Annotated in this window: 11 protein-coding genes; 8 read left to right on the forward strand and 3 right to left on the reverse strand. The window is 71.2% G+C overall.

The window, feature by feature from the left end; translation table 11 throughout:
- Window positions 1-160 precede the first annotated feature (160 nt).
- Both KTR66_RS00530 and KTR66_RS00535 read right to left on the reverse strand, forming a co-directional pair.
- A complete protein-coding gene (locus tag KTR66_RS00530; RefSeq protein WP_213609289.1) occupies window positions 161-1,336 on the reverse strand; it encodes a M20 aminoacylase family protein in 1,176 nt (391 codons plus the stop codon).
- 74 nt (window positions 1,337-1,410) lie between these two features.
- A complete protein-coding gene (locus tag KTR66_RS00535; protein ID WP_213609291.1) occupies window positions 1,411-1,875 on the reverse strand; it encodes a peptidase S1 in 465 nt (154 codons plus the stop codon).
- Window positions 1,876-1,956: 81 nt separating this feature from the next.
- Between KTR66_RS00535 and glpK the strand changes: the two genes are divergently transcribed.
- From glpK to KTR66_RS00575, 8 genes are all read left to right on the forward strand, one after another.
- The gene (gene glpK / locus KTR66_RS00540) at window positions 1,957-3,441 is read left to right on the forward strand and encodes a glycerol kinase GlpK (protein ID WP_213609293.1); all 1,485 of its coding nucleotides are present in this window, start codon (window positions 1,957-1,959) and stop codon (window positions 3,439-3,441) included.
- Window positions 3,438-4,598: a hypothetical protein gene (locus tag KTR66_RS00545; protein WP_213609295.1), complete on the forward strand. Its 1,161-nt coding sequence runs from the start codon at window positions 3,438-3,440 to the stop codon at window positions 4,596-4,598. Before glpK ends, KTR66_RS00545 begins: the two co-directional genes overlap by 4 nt.
- 38 nt (window positions 4,599-4,636) lie before the next feature.
- A complete protein-coding gene (locus KTR66_RS00550; RefSeq protein WP_213609297.1) occupies window positions 4,637-6,016 on the forward strand; it encodes an acyclic terpene utilization AtuA family protein in 1,380 nt (459 codons plus the stop codon).
- Window positions 6,013-6,354, forward strand: a complete 342-nt coding sequence (locus KTR66_RS00555; RefSeq protein ID WP_213609299.1) for a hypothetical protein — start codon at window positions 6,013-6,015, stop codon at window positions 6,352-6,354. Before KTR66_RS00550 ends, KTR66_RS00555 begins: the two co-directional genes overlap by 4 nt.
- Window positions 6,351-7,316, forward strand: a complete 966-nt coding sequence (locus KTR66_RS00560) for a tripartite tricarboxylate transporter substrate binding protein (protein WP_213609301.1) — start codon at window positions 6,351-6,353, stop codon at window positions 7,314-7,316. Before KTR66_RS00555 ends, KTR66_RS00560 begins: the two co-directional genes overlap by 4 nt.
- Window positions 7,317-7,391: 75 nt before the next feature.
- A complete protein-coding gene (locus tag KTR66_RS00565) occupies window positions 7,392-8,483 on the forward strand; it encodes an FkbM family methyltransferase (RefSeq protein WP_213609303.1) in 1,092 nt (363 codons plus the stop codon).
- Window positions 8,484-8,631: 148 nt separating this feature from the next.
- A complete protein-coding gene (locus KTR66_RS00570; RefSeq protein WP_213609305.1) occupies window positions 8,632-12,663 on the forward strand; it encodes an S-layer family protein in 4,032 nt (1,343 codons plus the stop codon).
- A gap of 21 nt (window positions 12,664-12,684) precedes the next feature.
- Complete coding sequence (locus KTR66_RS00575) at window positions 12,685-14,655, forward strand: O-linked N-acetylglucosamine transferase (protein WP_249731747.1); 1,971 nt, start codon at window positions 12,685-12,687, stop codon at window positions 14,653-14,655.
- Here the strand turns inward: KTR66_RS00575 and KTR66_RS00580 are convergent, their stop codons facing one another.
- Window positions 14,656-16,473 (reverse strand): hypothetical protein, encoded by a 1,818-nt coding sequence (locus KTR66_RS00580; RefSeq protein ID WP_213609307.1) that lies wholly within the window; start codon window positions 16,471-16,473, stop codon window positions 14,656-14,658.
- Between the last annotated feature and the right edge of the window lie 22 nt (window positions 16,474-16,495).

Raw genomic sequence — 16,495 nt, forward strand, 5'->3', positions numbered from 1 at the left:
GGCCAGGGCGCCGGAGCGGCGCGCGCGCAACCGTCCGCCATCGCGCATGGCGCGCCGTCGCGCCCAGGCGCGCCATGATCTGGCAGGGTCGTCATGAGAGGGGGTCGTGTAGCTTCGGGGCCTCCGCGCCGTCAAGGCGAGAGGCCCCGGCAGGGCCGCCTCAGCCGCGCGGCAATTCCTGCTCGACGAGGGCGCTGAAGAAGCCCACGCCATAGGGGGCGGCGTCGTCATTGAAGTCGTATTTCGGGTGGTGGACGGGCACGCCGCCCTTCCCGTCGGGGGCCTTCTGGCCAAGCTTCACGAAGGCGCCGGGCCGCTTCTCCAGCATGTAGGAGAAATCCTCGGCGCCCATGATGGGCGGGCGCTTGCGGATGATGCCCTCGGGGGCAAACACCTTGGCCGCCGCCTGGGCGGCGAGGTCCGTCTCGCGCTCATGGTTCACGGTCACGGGGTAGCCCGACTTCCACTCCACCACGATCTCCGCCTCGAAGGCCTCGGCGACGGAGGCGGCGATGCGCTTGATGTGGCGCTCCATCGCGGCCCGCGTCTCCCTCTTCAGCGTGCGGATCGTGCCCTTGATCTCGGCCGTCTCGGGGATGACGTTGGACGCGCTCCCGGCGTGGAACATGCAGAGGCTGAGCACCGCGCTGTCCAGCGGGTCCACCCGGCGGGAGACGATGCCCTGCAGCGCGACGACAAGCTGCGAACCGATCAGCACCGGGTCGATCGCCATGTGCGGCCGCGCCGCATGGCCACCCAGGCCGCGGATCTTGAAGGTGACGGTATCGGCCGAGGCGAGGATGGGGCCGGAGACGATGGCCGTCTCGCCCAGCGCCAGCGAGGGGTCGTTGTGGATGCCGTAGACGCTGTCGCAGGGGAAGCGCTCGAAGAGGCCTTCCTCGACCATGACGCGGCCGCCGCCCGGGCCTTCCTCGGCCGGCTGGAAGATGAAGTTCACCGTGCCGTCGAAATTGCGCGTCTCGGCGAGATACTTGGCCGCCCCCAGCAGCATGGCGGTATGCCCGTCATGGCCGCAGGCATGCATCTTGCCGGGCGTCTTGCTGGCATGCGGCAGGCCGGTTTCCTCCGTCATCGGCAGGCAGTCCATGTCGGCGCGCAGGCCGATGGAGCGGCCGGAATTGCCGTTCCGCAGCACGCCCACGATGCCGGTGCCCGCAATGCCGCGATGCACCTCGATCCCCCAGGAGGCGAGCTTCTCGGCCACCAGGGCGCTGGTCGCGTGCTCCTCGAAGCCCAGTTCCGGATTCGCATGGATGGTCTGGCGCCACTCGGCGATCTCGGGGGCCATGGCGGCGATACGGTTGTTCAGCGGCATGGGTGATCTCCTGGATGGGACGGGCGCGGCAGTCTCCCCGCCGCGCCCGCCCGGGTCAAATGGACCGCGTCAGGTCAACGGCGCGGCGGCACTTCGGAGATCAGCAGCTTGGCCGGCTGGCCGGCCCCGCCGCCGAAGACGCCGATCCAGATGTCGTACTGGCCCGAGGCGGGACGGTTCAGGACGATCCCGGGGTTCAGGTCGATGAAGTCGTCATTGCAGACCCAGCTCCCGTCCGGGAGGTTCACGACCAGCGTGGTGTCCGAGCCCGACTGGACCGAGATGTAGAGCGGCAGGCGGCCCGCCTCGTAGTTCAGCCGGACATCGGGCGGATTCGCGATGGAACCGGTGCAGCCATTGCCCAGCCGCTCGGCGTTCAGCGTGCCGCCCGCGGTCACGTCAATGCTGCGCGGATCGGGCTGGAAATTCTCGCGCAGGTCCAGCGTCCCGAAGGTGGGGCGCAGGCTGACATCCTGCGCCGCGACCGGGCCCGCCAGGACCCCGAGTGCGAGGAACCCGGCCATGAGCTTGTTGACCAATGATGCAATCCTTCTTCTGCTGCCATGCGGGACCCAAGAAGCGCCACGGCGCATATCCCAGCATGCAGGGAGAAACATTCCATGCCCGGGCCGATCCTTCTAGCCCTCGACCAAGGCACGACCTCGACGCGCGCCATCGCCTTCGACGCGACGCTGACGCCGCTGGCCACCGCCCAGGTGGAGCTGCCGCAGCATTTCCCCGCGCCGGGCTGGGTGGAGCATGAGCCCGAGGACATCGCGGCGCACAGCCTCGCCGTGCTGCGCGACGCGCTGGCCAAGGCGGGCGGCGAGGCGCGGGATGTGGCCGGCATCGGCATCACCAACCAGCGCGAGACGACCGTATTGTGGGAGCGCGCCACGGGCCGCGCCGTGGGCCGTGCCATCGTCTGGCAGGACCGCCGCACGGCCGCCACCTGCGAGGCGCTGCGGGAGGCGGGGCACGAGGCGCTGGTCAGCGCGCGGACCGGCCTGCTGCTCGACCCCTATTTCTCGGCCACCAAGCTCGCCTGGCTGCTGGACCATACGCCGGGCGCGCGCGCGGCGGCGGAGCGCGGTGAGCTCTGCTTTGGCACGGTGGAGAGCTTTCTCCTCTTCCGCCTGACGGAAGGCCGCGTCCATGCGACGGATGCGACCAACGCCTCCCGCACCATGCTCTTCGACATTCACCGCGGCGCCTGGGATGCCGAGCTTTGTGACCTGTTGCGCGTGCCCATGGCCATCCTGCCGCAGGTGCGGGATTGCGCGGCGCCGCTGGGCGAGACGCGGCTGCTGGGGGGCGCCATCCCCATTCTCGGCGCGGCGGGGGACCAGCAGGCGGCGACCATCGGCCAGGCCTGCTTCGCGCCGGGCATGATGAAATCGACCTACGGCACTGGCTGCTTTGCGCTGCTGGTGACGGGGGAGGAGGCGGTGTCCTCCTCCAACCGGCTGCTGACGACGGTGGCGTGGCAGCTTGGCGGCAAGCGCGCCTACGCGCTGGAGGGCTCGATCTTCATGGCCGGTGCCACGGTGCAGTGGCTGCGCGACGGGCTCGGCATCATCCAGCAGGCGAGCGAGGCCGATGGCTGGGCCGCCCGCGCCAACCCGGCCGAGCGCGTGCACCTGGTGCCGGCCTTCACGGGCCTCGGCGCGCCCTGGTGGGATGCGGCGGCGCGCGGCGCCATCCTGGGCCTGACCCGCGCCTCGGGCCGCGCGGAGATCTGCCGCGCGGCGCTGGAGGCGGTGGCGCTGCAGACGGGCGACCTGCTGGAGGCGATGCGCCGCGACTGGCCCGGCATGAAGCAGACCGTGCTGCGTGTGGATGGCGGCATGGCGAAGAGCGACTGGACCATGCAGTTCCTGGCCGATCTGCTGGGCGCGCCGGTGGACCGCCCGATGGTGACCGAGACCACGGCGCTGGGGGCGGCTTATCTTGCGGGGTTGCAGGCCGGGCTGCTGCCTTCGCCCAGCGAGGCGCCGACGCATTGGCGGCTGGAGCGCCGCTTCCAGCCGAATATGAGCCGGGCCGAGGCGGCCGAGCGCCGGGCCGCCTGGCAGGATGCGGTGCGGCGGACCCGCAGCGCATGATCTTCGAGCGCTTCGGCATCACGCCCATCATCAACGCCTATGGCACGAATACGCGCCTCTCGGCCGGGCCGCTGGCCGATGAGGTGGCCGACGCCATGCGGGAGGCCGCGACGGCGAGCGTGGATATCCTCGACCTCCAGGCCGCCGCCTGCCGGGAGATCACGCGGGCGACGGGGGCGGAGGCGGGCTTCGTGACCTCCGGCGCCTCGGCGGCGCTGCTGCTCGCGGCCGCGGCCTGCCTCGCGCGGCTCGATGCGGGTGCCATGAACCGGCTGCCGGCGGTGCGCGAGGGGCGCTGCGAATTCCTGATCTCCCGCAGCCAGCGCAACATGTATGACCGCGCGATCGAGACGGCGGGCGGGCGGCTCGTGGATGTCGGCATTCCGGACCGCGTCTCGGGGGCGGGCGTGCGCGATGCGAGTGCGGCGGAGTTCGCCGATGCCATCACGCCGCGCACGGCCGGGATCGTCTTCGTGGCGCAGCCGCAGGCCGAGCCGCCGCTGCCCGAGATCGTGGCCGTGGCGCGGGCGGCGGGGATTCCGGTGATCGTGGATGCGGCGGCGCAATTGCCGCCGGCCGGGAATCTACGGCGCTTCATCGCGGAGGGCGCGGACCTCGTCGCCTTCTCGGGCGGCAAGGCGATCGGCGGGCCGCAGGCTTCGGGGATCCTGGCGGGGCAGGGGGTGCTGGTGGCCTCGGCGCTGGCGCAGATGCTGGACCTCGACCTGCCGGCCGCGCAATTCCGCGCGCCGGCCGAGTTTCCGGCCCTCTCGCAGCTCGCCTTCTTCCCGCGCACCGGCATCGGCCGCTCCTGCAAGGTGGCGCGGGAAGAGGTGATGGGGCTGCTGGTGGCGCTGCGCCGCTTCGTGAATGAGGATGCGGCCACGCGGCGGGCGGGCTGGCAGGCGCGGCTCGACGCCGTGCGGGCCGCCTCGGGCTTGGATTTCGAGGCGGGCGCGGCCGGCGAGGTGCCGCTGCTGCTCTTGCGCCTGCCCGATGCGCGCGCGGTCGAGGCGCGGCTGCGCGCGGGCCGCCCCGCCGTGCATGTGAACCCGTCGCGCCTGGCCGAGGGCATCCTCACCATCAACCCCATCAGCCTGCATGAGCGGGATGCGCCGCGTCTCGGCGAATTGCTGCGCGCGGCCCTTGCCGGGTGACGCGGCACGGCGAAGACTGGCGGCACAGGGAGATGACAATGGACCGCTTTCTCGTCGGCAATGGCGCGGGCTTCTCGGGGGACCGCGTGGATGCGCCCTTGCCGGTGCTGCGCACCCTGATCGCGAGCGGCCTGCCCTCCGCGATGTTCTTCGAGACGCTGGGCGAGCGCACCGTGGCGCTGGCGCATCTGGAAAAGCGCCGCGACCGCGAGGCGGGCTATGAGCCCATGCTGGAGCGGCTGCTGGAGCCGATCCTGGCGCTGGCGAAGCAGCATGGCATCCCGCTGCTGGGCAATTGGGGCGCGGCCAATCCGCCCGCCGCCGCGCGGGCCGTGGCGCGGCTCGCCTTGGCCCAGGGGATGCCTGATCTGCGCATCGCGCTTGTCGAGGGGGATGACGTGACGGGCCTCGTCGCCGGCGGGCAATTGCCGGTGCATGAGGCGGATGCGGGGCTCGACATGGGCGCCTGGAACCTCATCGCCGCCAATGCCTATATCGGCGCGGAACCGCTGGTGGAGGCGCTGGCGCAAGGGGCCGATGTGGTGGTCGCCGGCCGCACCAGCGACCCGGCGCTCGCCATCGCACCTCTCGCGCATCACTTCGGCTGGCGTGCCGATGATTGGGAGAAGCTGGCACTGGGGGCGGCCACCGGTCACCTGCTGGAATGCGGCAGCCAGGTGACGGGCGGCGTCTTCTGGGACCCGGGCTTCAAGGACATCCCCGACCCCGCGAAGATCGGCTTTCCCATCGCGGAAGTGACGCGGGACGGCGGCCTCGTCATCACCAAAGCGGCGAACACCGGCGGCCTCGTGGATCTGCGCACGGTGAAGGAGCAACTGCTCTATGAGCTGCACGACCCGGCGCATTACATCACGCCCGATGTGGTGCTCGACATCACCGGCTGCACGGCCGAGCAGGTTGGCCCGGATCGCGTGGCGGTGCGCGGCCTGCGCGGCCATCCGCGGCCGGACACGCTGAAGGTGACGGCGAGCTTCGAGGGAAGCTGGCTGGGCGAGGGCGAGGTCTCTGTCGCCGGTCCCAATGCGCTGGCCCGCGCCCGCGCCACGGCCGATGTGCTGTTGCAGCGCATGAAGATCCGCGGCCTGGAGGTGCGCGCGCGCGTGGACCTGATCGGCGTCGCCAGCGTGCATGACAGCGATGATGGCGCGCTCTGGCGCGGCTATGACGGGCCAGAGCCGCCGGAAATCCGCATCCGCCTCGCCGTCGAGGCGCGGACGCGCGATGATGCCGACCAGGCCTCGCGCGAGGTGCTGGCGCTGCTCTGCTGCGGCACGGCGGGCACGGGGGGCGCGCGCTGGCGCGTGACACCGCGCATCCTGACGCGCAGCCACCTGGTGCTGCGCGAGCGGGTGCCCGTGACGGTCTCGGTGAAGACGGCGCGGGAGATCCTGGCATGATCGAGGTCCCCCTGCATCAGGTCGCGCACAGCCGCGCGGGCGACAAGGGCAACCGCCTCAACATGTCGCTCATCCCCTACCGGCCGGAGCTTTACCCGATCCTCGCCGAGCAGGTGACGGCGGAGCGCGTGCTGGCGCTGTTCCGCCACCGTGGCGCGACCGCCTGCGTCCGGCATGATCTGCCGCTGCTGCACGCCTTCAACTTCGTGGTGGACGAGGTGCTGGAGGGCGGCGTGAATGGCAGCCTGAACCTGGACGGGCATGGCAAGACGAATTCCTTCCGCCTGCTCGAACTCACCGTGACCATCCCCGAGGCCCTGCTGGAGAGACAAGCATGAAACGTCGCGCCCTGCTCGCCGCCGCTGCGGCCTCGCCCCTGGCCGCGCAAGCGCAGACGACGGATTGGCCGCGCCAGCCCATGCGCATGATCCTGCCCTTCGCCTCGGGCGGCGTGACCGATCTGACCGCGCGGCTGCTGGCGCCCGGGCTGCAGCACCGCCTGGGCCAGCCCGTCATCATCGAGGGCCGCACCGGCGCGGGCGGCACCATCGCCGCCGAGGTGGTGGCGCGCGCGACGGATGGCCACACGCTGTTCAGCACCACGGGCGCCACCAACAGCATCGCCCCCGCGCTGTTTCCCGCGCTGCGCTACGACCCGGTGCGGGATTTCCAGCCGATCAGCTTCATCGCCCGCGTGCCGCATGTGGTGCTGGTGAACCCGGCCTCCGGCATCACCAATGTGCAGGAGCTCATCGCGCTGCTGCGGCGGGAGCCGGGGCGGCACAATTACGTCTCCACCGGCGCGGGCTCCATCACCCATCTGGCGCCGGAGCTCTTCCTGCAATTGGCTGGCGTGCAGGCGACGCATGTGCCCACGCGCGGCTCTGGCCCCGCCATCCTCGAGCTGCTGGCCGGGCGCGTCACTTTCATGATCGACGCGCTGGCGCCCGCCATCGGCCAGGTGCAGCAGGGCAGCCTGCGGGCGATCGGCGCGGGGACGAAGACGCGCATCCCCAACCTGCCCGAGCTGGTGCCGGTGGCCGAGCAGGGGCTGCCGGAATTCGAGAGCTACACCTGGGCCGCCATCTACATGACCGCCGGCGCGCCGCCCGCGGTGGTGCAGAGGCTGCACGCGGCGACGGTCGCCACGGCACGGGACCCCGATGTCTCGCGCCGCTTCTTCGAGCTGGGCTATGAGCTGGTGGCCTCGACGCCCGAGGAACTGGCCCGCATCCAGCAGGAGGAGTTTGTGAAATGGGGCGCGGTGATCCGCCGCGCCGACATCAAGCCGGAGAGCTGAGCGGGCCGTTAACCGCCCGCTAAGGCCCACCCGTCACTCTCGCCCCGCCGGCAAAAGGGCCGGCCTGCGAGGGGCATGATGCGACCGGAACGGCTCGAGGCTTTGCGTTTCGCGGGGTATGCGCCCCGCACCCTGCTCGATGTGGGCGCCCATCTCGGGCATTTCACGCAAGGGCTGCGGCAGGTCTTCCCCGATTGCGTGCCGACGCTGATCGAGCCCAACCCACATTGCCTGCCGGCGCTGGCCGCCACCGGGCATGAGGTGCTGGGCTTCGCCGCGAGCCATGAGAATGGCGAGGCGGAGCTGTTCCTGACGCGGGAATGGCTGCAATCCACCGGCACCTCGCTCTATCGCGAGAACACGCCTTTCTTCCGCGACGAGGTGCTGATCCGCACGCCCGTGCCCAGGCGCAGGCTGGATGACGTGCTGGCCGGCCGCCGCTTCGACCTGGTGAAGATCGACACCCAGGGCGCCGAGCTGGACGTGCTGCTGGGCGGGCAGGCGGTGCTGCGCCAGGCGGATTACATCCTGATCGAGGTCTCGCTCGTCGAATACAACCAGGGCGGCGCGCGGGCGGAGGAGGTGTTCGCCGCCCTTTCCGCGCTCGGCTTCCGCAGCGCCGAGGTGGCGGAGTTCCACCGCCTGCGCGGGGTTCAGGACGGCGCGCTGCTGCAGCTCGACTTCCTCTTCGAGCGAGAGGTGCCGCGCCCGTCCCAGGCGCTGCGTGGGCCGGTGGCCGGCCTCCCGGCCTGGCTCGCCGAGCGGCGCGCGCGCTGCGCGGATTTCGCCGTGCTGGCCGTGGGCGAGGCGGGGTTCGACGCGGATGTGGGTTTCGGCGCGCCCGGTGCGCCGCTGACCATTGCGGGCGATCCTGCGCGGCTGCGGGACTGGGACGCGCTGCTGCGCCTCGCCGCGCGCCAGGGCCGCTTCCCCTATGCGGTGGCGCGGCTGCCGCCGGGGCGTCTCGCGGAGGCGAGCCTGCTGCTCGACATGCTGCCGCGCGTCGCTGCCGCCGGCGTGGTCGAAGCCATGCCTGGCCAGAACTGGCATTGGGAGGCGGGCGAGGGCGGCCTGCGGCTGGCGCCGGGCCGCCAGCCGATGCCGGCCTTTCTCCAATGGCGCGGCGCCATCGCCTTCGACACGCAGCCGGCGCGCAAGGCGGCGTGAGGGCGCCGAAAAAATTTCGCGCGATTCACGAATTGTAAGCCTTCGCCTGGGAATTTCGTGATGCGGGAGTGGTGTTTCCAGAGAGCACCCCTCAGAGAAGCCGGCAGCAAGACGCTGTGTTCCGCCCTCTCTGGAAAAGGAATGCGCCATGTCCATCTCGCTGCTCTCGACCAACCAGATCCGCGCGCTGACGACCACCTCGGTGGCGGCGCTCTCGACCACGCAGATCAGCGCGCTGACCACGACCCAGATCGGGGCGCTCAGCAGCTCTGCCGTCGAGACGATGAGCGCCACGCAGATCGGTGCGCTCTCGACCTCGCAGGTGCGGGGCCTGACCGCGACGCAGATCCCCTATCTCGCCGCGCAGCTGAGCTTCAGCGGCGACCAGCTCGCCGTGCTGGGCGAATTCCAGGTGCGGGCACTGACCACGACGCAGCTTTCCGGCCTGGATGCGACGAAGGTCGCCGCACTCACCACCTCGCAGATCCGCGCGCTGACGACGACGCAGCTGGGCGCGCTGACGGCGACCGATATCGGTGAGTTCACCAGCACGCAGGTGCGCGCGCTGACGGTGAGCCAGGTGGGGGCGCTGGCCTCGACCCAGGTCGCGGCGCTCAGCACCACGCAGCTCTCGGGTCTCACCGCCTCGCAGATCGGCGGCCTGACGGCGACGGGGCTCTCCGCGCTGGATGCCACCCAGGTGGGTTCGCTCAGCAACACGCAGATCGGCGGCGTGACGGCGACGCAGGTCCGTGGCCTCTCCACCACGGATGTGGGCGAGCTTTCCGCGACGCAGGTGGGCGCCCTGAATGCGTCGCAGATCGGCGCATTGAGTGCCACGAACCTCTCCGCGCTGGACGAGACGCAGATGGGCGCGCTGAGCGGCACGCAGCTGCGTGGGCTCTCCACCACGCAGGTGCAGGGGCTGACGACGACCGACCTGGGTGAGCTGAGCGCCACGCAGGTGGGGGCGCTGACCGCCTCGCAGGTCGGTGCGCTCTCGGCCACCAGCCTCTCTGCGCTGGACGCGACGCAGGTCGGCGCGCTCAGCACCACGCAGGTGCGGGGCTTCACCAACACGCAGCTGGGTGGGCTTTCCACCACGGATGTGGGCGAGCTGAGTGCCACCCAGATCGGCGCGTTGAGCGCGACGCAGCTGGGGGCCATGGGCACGACGAACCTTTCGGCCCTGTCGGCCACGCAGATGGGCGGGCTGACGGCGTCGCAGATCGGCGGGCTGAGTGCGACGGCGCTGTCGGGCTTCGATGCGACGCAGATGGGGGCGCTGAGCACGACGCAGTTGCGGGGTATCACCGCGACCCAGATGGGCGGGCTGAATGCCACGGATGTGGGTGAGTTGAGCGCCACGCAGGTGGGTGGGCTGGCCGCCTCGCAAATCGGTGGCCTGACGGCGACGGGGCTTTCGGCGCTCGATGCGACGCAGATGGGGGCGCTGAGCAACACCCAGCTTGGTGGGGTGACGGCGACGCAGATCCGCGGTCTCACGGCGACGGATGTCAGCGAGTTGAGCGCCACGCAGGTGGGCGCCCTGAATGCGTCGCAGATCGGCGCATTGAGTGCCACGAACCTCTCCGCGCTGGACGCGACGCAGATGGGCGCGCTGAGCGGCACGCAGCTGCGTGGCCTCTCCACCACGCAGGTGCAGGGGCTGACGACGACCGATCTGGGTGAGCTGAGCGCCACGCAGGTGGGGGCGCTGACGGCCTCGCAGGTCGGTGCGCTGAGCGCGACCAGCCTTTCCGCACTGGACGCGACGCAGGTGGGCGCGCTCAGCACCACGCAGGTGCGGGGCTTCACCAATACGCAGCTGGGTGGGCTTTCCACCACGGATGTGGGCGAACTGAGTGCCACGCAGATCGGCGCGTTGAGCGCGACGCAGCTGGGGGCCATGGGCACGACGAACCTTTCGGCCCTGTCGGCCACGCAGATGGGCGGGCTGACGGCGTCACAGATCGGCGGGCTGAGTGCGACGGCGCTGTCGGGCTTCGATGCGACGCAGATGGGGGCGCTGAGCACGACGCAGCTGCGGGGTATCACCGCGACGCAGATGGGCGGGCTGAACGCCACGGATGTGGGTGAGCTGAGCGCCACGCAGATCGGCGGGCTGGCGGCGACGCAGGTCGCTGGGATGAATGCCACGGCCTTCTCCGCGCTCGATGCGACGCAGATGGGGGCGCTGAGCAACACGCAGCTGGGCGGCGTGACCGCCACGCAGATCCGCGGCCTGACAGCGACGGATGTGGGCGAGCTGAGCGCGACCCAGGTGGGGGCGTTGAACGCGTCGCAGATCGGCGCATTGAGTGCCACGAACCTCTCGGCGCTGGACGAGACGCAGATGGGCGCGCTGAGCGGCACGCAGCTGCGTGGGCTCTCCACCACGCAGGTGCAGGGGCTGACGACGACCGATCTGGGTGAGCTGAGCGCCACGCAGGTGGGGGCGCTGACCGCCTCGCAGATCGGTGCACTGAGCGCGACCAGCGTCTCGGCGCTGGACGCGACGCAGGTGGGCGCGCTCAGCACCACGCAGGTGCGCGGGCTGACCAATGCGCAGCTGGGTGGGCTTTCCACCACGGATGTGGGCGAGCTGAGCGCGACCCAGATCGGCGCGTTGAGCGCCACGCAGCTGGGGGCCTTGGGGGCGACCAACCTGGCCAGCCTCTCCGAGACGCAGATGGGCGGCCTGACCGCCTCGCAGATCGGCGGCATCTCGGCGACCGCCCTCTCCGCCTTCGACGAGACCCAGGTCGGTGCGCTGAGCACGACGCAGCTGCGCGGCGTCACCGCGACGCAGATGGGCGGCCTGAACGCCACCGATATCGGTGAGCTGAGCGCCACGCAGATCGGGGGCCTCGCGGGGACGCAGATCGGCGGCATGAGCGCGACCGCCTTCTCCGCGCTGGATGCCACGCAGATGGGGGCGCTCAGCAACACCCAGCTGGGGGGTGTGACGGCGACGCAGATCCGCGGGCTGACGGCCACGGATGTGGGTGAACTGTCCGCCACGCAGGTGGGGGCGCTCAGCACCTCGCAGATCGGCGCGCTGAGTGCGACGAACCTCTCGGCGCTGGACGAGACGCAGATGGGCGCGCTGAGCGGCACGCAGCTGCGGGGGCTCTCCACCACGCAGGTGCAGGGCCTGACGACGACCGATCTGGGTGAGCTGAGCGCCACGCAGGTGGGGGCTCTGACGGCCTCGCAGGTGGGCGCCCTCTCGGCCACCAGCCTCTCGGCGCTGGATGAGACCCAGGTCGGTGCGCTCAGCACCACCCAGGTGCGGGGCTTCACCAACACGCAGCTGGGTGGCCTCTCCACCACGGATGTGGGCGAGCTGACCGCGACCCAGATCGGCGCGCTGAGTGCGACGCAGCTCGGCTCGCTCGGCGCCACCAACCTGGCGAGCCTGTCGGAAACCCAGATGGGTGGGCTGACCGCCTCGCAGATCGGTGGGCTGACGGCGACCGTGCTGTCGGGTTTCGATGCGACGCAGATGGGGGCGCTGAGCACCACGCAGCTGCGCGGCATCACCGCGACGCAGATGGGCGGCCTGAGTGCCACCGATATCGGTGAGCTGGATCAGACGCAGATCGGCGGGCTTGCCGCATCGCAGATCAGCGGGCTGACGGCGACGGCGCTCTCGGCCATGGATGCCACGCAGATGGGAGCGCTCAGCAACACGCAGTTGGGCGGCGTGACCGCCACGCAGATCCGCGGCCTGACGGCGACGGATGTGGGCGAGTTGAGCGCCACGCAGGTGGCGGCGCTGGGCGTCTCGCAGATCGCGGCGCTTTCCGCCACCAACCTCTCCGCCCTGGACGCCACCCAGGTGGGGGCGATGAGCACGCTGCAGCTGCGGGGCTTCACCACCACCCAGGTGCAGGGTCTCTCCAGCACGGATATCGGCGAATTCTCCGAGACCCAGCTCTCCTCGCTGAGCGCCTCGCAGATCGGCGCGCTCACCACAACGGTGATCGGCGCGCTGAGCACGACCAACATGGAGCCGCTGACCTCCACGCAGATCCGCGCCCTGACGACGACGCAGATCGACCAGCTCTCCACCACCAACATCGCCTCGTTGAGCGACACGCAGTTGGCCGGCTTCGACGCGACACAGGTGGGCAGCATGTCGGATGAGCAGATCACGGCCTATCTCCGCCTGTAAGGCCGAACAGAGGAGGACAGGATGTCCGAGACCCTCGCCATGACCCTGGCAGCCCTGGTGGCGGAGGCGCAGCGCCTCGCCACCGCCGGTGAGCGCGCGGCGGCCAGCCGGCTCTATGCCGGCTGGATCGCGGCCCATCCGGCCGATCCGCAGCTCTACATCGCCCGCTTCAACCATGCCTGCCTGCTGACTGATCTCGGCCAGGTCGAAGCCGCGCGGGAAGCGTTGCAGGTCTGCCTCACGCTCAATCCGGATTTCCTGCCGGCCAGCATCAATCTCGGCGGGCTGCTGGAGCGGGCCGGCCAGGTGCCGCAGGCGATCGAGCAATGGCAGGGGGTGGCGCAGCGCGTTGTCGCTGTCACCGGTGCCGCCATCGCCTACAAGCTGACCGCCCTGAAGCAGATCGCGCGTGTGCTGAGCGAGCACCAGAAGCCCGCCCTGGCCGAGGCGATGCTGCGCCAATGCCTGGAACTGCAGCCCGATCAGCGCGACGTGATCGAGCAGTTGGTGGCACTCCGCCTCGTGCAATGCGCCTGGCCCGTGCTGCCGCCCGGCGACGCGGCGGAGCGGCGGCGCCTGCTGCGCGGGACGAGCCCGCTCTCCATGCTGGCCTATACGGATGATCCGTGGCTGCATCTGGGCCTCGCGCATCACTATGCGCGCTGCCTCGTGGATGAGACACGCGACCTCTCGCGTCATGACCGGCGGAGCGCTGCCATCACACCAGGGGGGCGGCGGCTGCGCATCGGCTATGTCTCCTCGGACCTGCGCGACCACGCGATCGGCACGCTGATGGCCGAGGTGTTCGAGCTGCATGACCGATCGCGCGTCGAGGTCACGGCCTATTATTGCGGCCCACCCTCCTCCGCACCGCTCCAGGCCCGCATCAAGGCCGCTGTGGAGCATTGGGTGGAGATCCGCGACCTGGACGACGACGCCGCGGCGGCGCGCATCGCGGCCGATGAGATCGACATCCTGGTGGATGTGAACGGCTACACGCGCGATGCCCGGACGGCGCTCTTCGCGCGGCGGGCGGCGCCGGTGCAGGTGAACTGGCTCGGCTATCCCGGCACGCTGGGGACGCCCTGGCACCACTACATCATCGCCGATCCCTGGATCATCCCGCCCGAGGCCGAGCGGCATTACTCCGAGCGCGTGCTGCGCCTGCCCTGCTACCAGCCCAATGACCGCAAGCGCGTGATCGCGCCGACACCCAGCCGGGCCGCGGCCGGCCTGCCGGAGCAGGGCTTCGTCTTCTGCTGCTTCAACGCCGCGCAGAAGCTCTCCCGCTTCACGCTCGAGCGCTGGATGCAGATCCTGCTGGCGGTGCCGGGCAGCGTGCTCTGGCTGCTTGATTCCGGGGAGGAGATGCGCGCCAATCTGCGCGCCTTCGCCGCCGCCCGCGGCGTGGCCGAGGGGCGCCTCGTCTTCGCGCCCAAGATCAACAATGCCGAGCATCTGGCCCGCTATCGCCTCGCGGACCTGTTCCTCGATTCCGTGCCCTATGGGGCGCACACCACGGCGTCGGATGCGCTCTGGCTCGGCGTGCCGGTGCTGACGCTGTCGGGCCGCAGCTTCGCCTCGCGCGTCTGCGGCAGCCTGGTGCGGTCGGCCGGCCTGCCCGAGATGGTCTGCGCCACGCCGGATGAGTATGTGCGCCGCGCCATCGCCCTCGCCGAGGAGCCGAGGGAGCTGGCCCGCCACCGCCGGACCCTGGCGGCACAGCGCGGCCGCTGCGACCTGTTCAACATGGAGAAGCTGGTGAAGCGGCTGGAGGCGCTGTTCCTCCAGGCGGCGCGCGCGCACAAGGCCGGCCGCACGCTGGAGCCGCGGCTCGACAATCTCGACGCCTATCTCGAGATCGGCGCCTCGCTCGACCATGAGGCGGAGGAGATGCTGGCGCTGCCTGACCTGGACGCGCTGTATCGCGCGCGCCTCTCGCGGCGGCACGCGGTGCGGCCCATGCCGGCGGATGGGCGGCTCTGGTCCTGATCAGGCGGCGGCCGGCAGGCTCGCCATGTCGAAGCCGTGGAAGAGCGAGAGGAAGAGGAAGGGGTTGGGCTGCCAGCGCGGATACATCACATTGTTGATGTCGGCCGTCGTGTCGAACCAGCCGAAGCGTGCATCGCTGGCGTTCCAGCAGGCCTGCAGCCCGCATTGGTCAATCCAGCGCGTGACATGCGGCGCGGCCAGGGCCGTCTCCAGATAGGCCTGCAACGCGGTGAGGTAGGCGCGGCCGCCCTCCGTCGGGAAGGCCATCAGCAGGTTGGCGGTGATGTGGCTGCCGAAGGCGCTGCTCGCCTCGTTGCGGTTGAGCACGATGTCGCAATCGCCGAAGCGGGCGAGAAGTTCGCCCACGCCGCGCTGCAGGACGCTGTCGATGTCGGAGACAAGAAGGGGCAGGCGCAGCTCCTCCAGCACGCGACGCGCCATGGCGAAGCGCGTGCACTGGAAATGCGCGACCGGCAGCGCGCGCGGGCCGTCGCTGTCATGGCATTGCGTGGTCACGGCGCCGGGTGCGAAGGCATCGGTGCTGTAGAAGATGCGCGGGTCGGGCATGTCCATCAGCGCGATCAGCTCGGCCAGCTTTCCGGCCCCGCCGATCACATGCACCAGGATGACGCAGGGCAGCCCGGCATGGCGGAGGAGGGAGGCAAGATAGGCCCGCCCGTAGAGGCGCAGATAGGCGGGATCGGCCGCGACGACGAAGGCGAGCCTTGCGCCGCGCGCCTCGCGCCGCAGCCCGGCCCAGGTGAGCGGCGGCCCCTCGGCCCGGTGCAGCTTCGTGACGGGCAAAGGGGGCGCCGGGCGGCCGAGCAGCGCGGGATCGGCGGCTTCGGCGAGGTGGCGGTAATGGCGCGCCCAATGGCGCGCCTCGCCCTCGGGCAGCAGCATGGGTTCCACGCCGCGCGCGGCGGCGATCAGCCCCTGCACGGCGTCGCGGCCGGCGGCGTCGAGGGGGTGAAGCATGTGCAGGCTGATGGCGCGATGCGCCTCATGCAGGCGGCGCAGCGGGTGGATCGCGCCGGGTGGCGCCAGGGCCAGGGCGGCGCGTGCGGCCAGCTCGGCCGCCGCGTCGCCCTCCGCCTCGGCCTGCTCCAGGCGCAGGAGGTTGGCCGCGACATGGCCGGGATCGCAGGCCAGCAGGGCGCGGGCGAAGGCCATGGCGCGCGCCGCTCGGCCGAGCTGCCGGTTGCAGGCCACCGCCGCTTCCAGCACGGCGGCGTTGTCCGGCTGGAGATCGGCGAGGGCCGAGGCGATGCGCTCGGCCGCCGCGATCTCGCCGGCGGCGATGGCCTGGTTGAAGGCGAGGAGCGCGCCTGGCGCTGCCTCGGTGCCGCCCAGCGCCAGCGCCTCCGCCCAGGCTTCCGCCGCGATGAGGCGCTCGGTCAATGCGGTGCGGGCTGGCGGATGCCGGGGCGCCAGCAGGCGCAGCAGGGCCAGCGCCTCCTCGGGCGGGAGGGTGGCGGCGCGCGCCTGAAGCGCGGCCGCCTCCGCGCTGGGCAGCGCGGCGGGCGCAAGACGGCGCGCCAGCACGAACACCCCCAGCGGCGCGAGCACATGACCGGCGAGATGCTGCGCGACCTCGATGGGCAAGGCCGCCGCGCGCGGCCAGGCGATCCAGCGGGCTTGCAGATCCGCCTCCTGCAAGGCGGCGGGCTCGCTCAGCCAGACCAGATCGGCCGGGTCGCCGGTGGGCAGGCCATCGAGGCCCGGCGGCGCGGGGCCGCGCCGCGTGACGCGGGGCGCGTGGCCAAGCCGCGCGAGAAGCGGCGCGAAGGGGCAGGGGGCGGAGAAGGGTTCGGCCATCCTGGCGCGTCTCCTTGGCGGG

The sequence above is a fragment of the Roseococcus sp. SDR genome (genome assembly GCF_019083995.1).
Classification (GTDB): Bacteria; Pseudomonadota; Alphaproteobacteria; order Acetobacterales; family Acetobacteraceae; genus Roseococcus.

Coding starts and splice junctions, on each gene's coding strand:
- KTR66_RS00570 (WP_213609305.1), top strand. CDS start 8,632: ATGTCCATCTCGCTGCTCTCGACCAACCAGATCCGCGCGCTGACGACC.
- KTR66_RS00555 (WP_213609299.1), top strand. CDS start 6,013: ATGATCGAGGTCCCCCTGCATCAGGTCGCGCACAGCCGCGCGGGCGAC.
- KTR66_RS00565 (WP_213609303.1), top strand. CDS start 7,392: ATGATGCGACCGGAACGGCTCGAGGCTTTGCGTTTCGCGGGGTATGCG.
- KTR66_RS00550 (WP_213609297.1), top strand. CDS start 4,637: ATGGACCGCTTTCTCGTCGGCAATGGCGCGGGCTTCTCGGGGGACCGC.
- KTR66_RS00560 (WP_213609301.1), top strand. CDS start 6,351: ATGAAACGTCGCGCCCTGCTCGCCGCCGCTGCGGCCTCGCCCCTGGCC.
- KTR66_RS00580 (WP_213609307.1), bottom strand. CDS start 16,473: ATGGCCGAACCCTTCTCCGCCCCCTGCCCCTTCGCGCCGCTTCTCGCG.
- KTR66_RS00575 (WP_249731747.1), top strand. CDS start 12,685: ATGTCCGAGACCCTCGCCATGACCCTGGCAGCCCTGGTGGCGGAGGCG.
- KTR66_RS00545 (WP_213609295.1), top strand. CDS start 3,438: ATGATCTTCGAGCGCTTCGGCATCACGCCCATCATCAACGCCTATGGC.
- KTR66_RS00530 (WP_213609289.1), bottom strand. CDS start 1,336: ATGCCGCTGAACAACCGTATCGCCGCCATGGCCCCCGAGATCGCCGAG.
- glpK (WP_213609293.1), top strand. CDS start 1,957: ATGCCCGGGCCGATCCTTCTAGCCCTCGACCAAGGCACGACCTCGACG.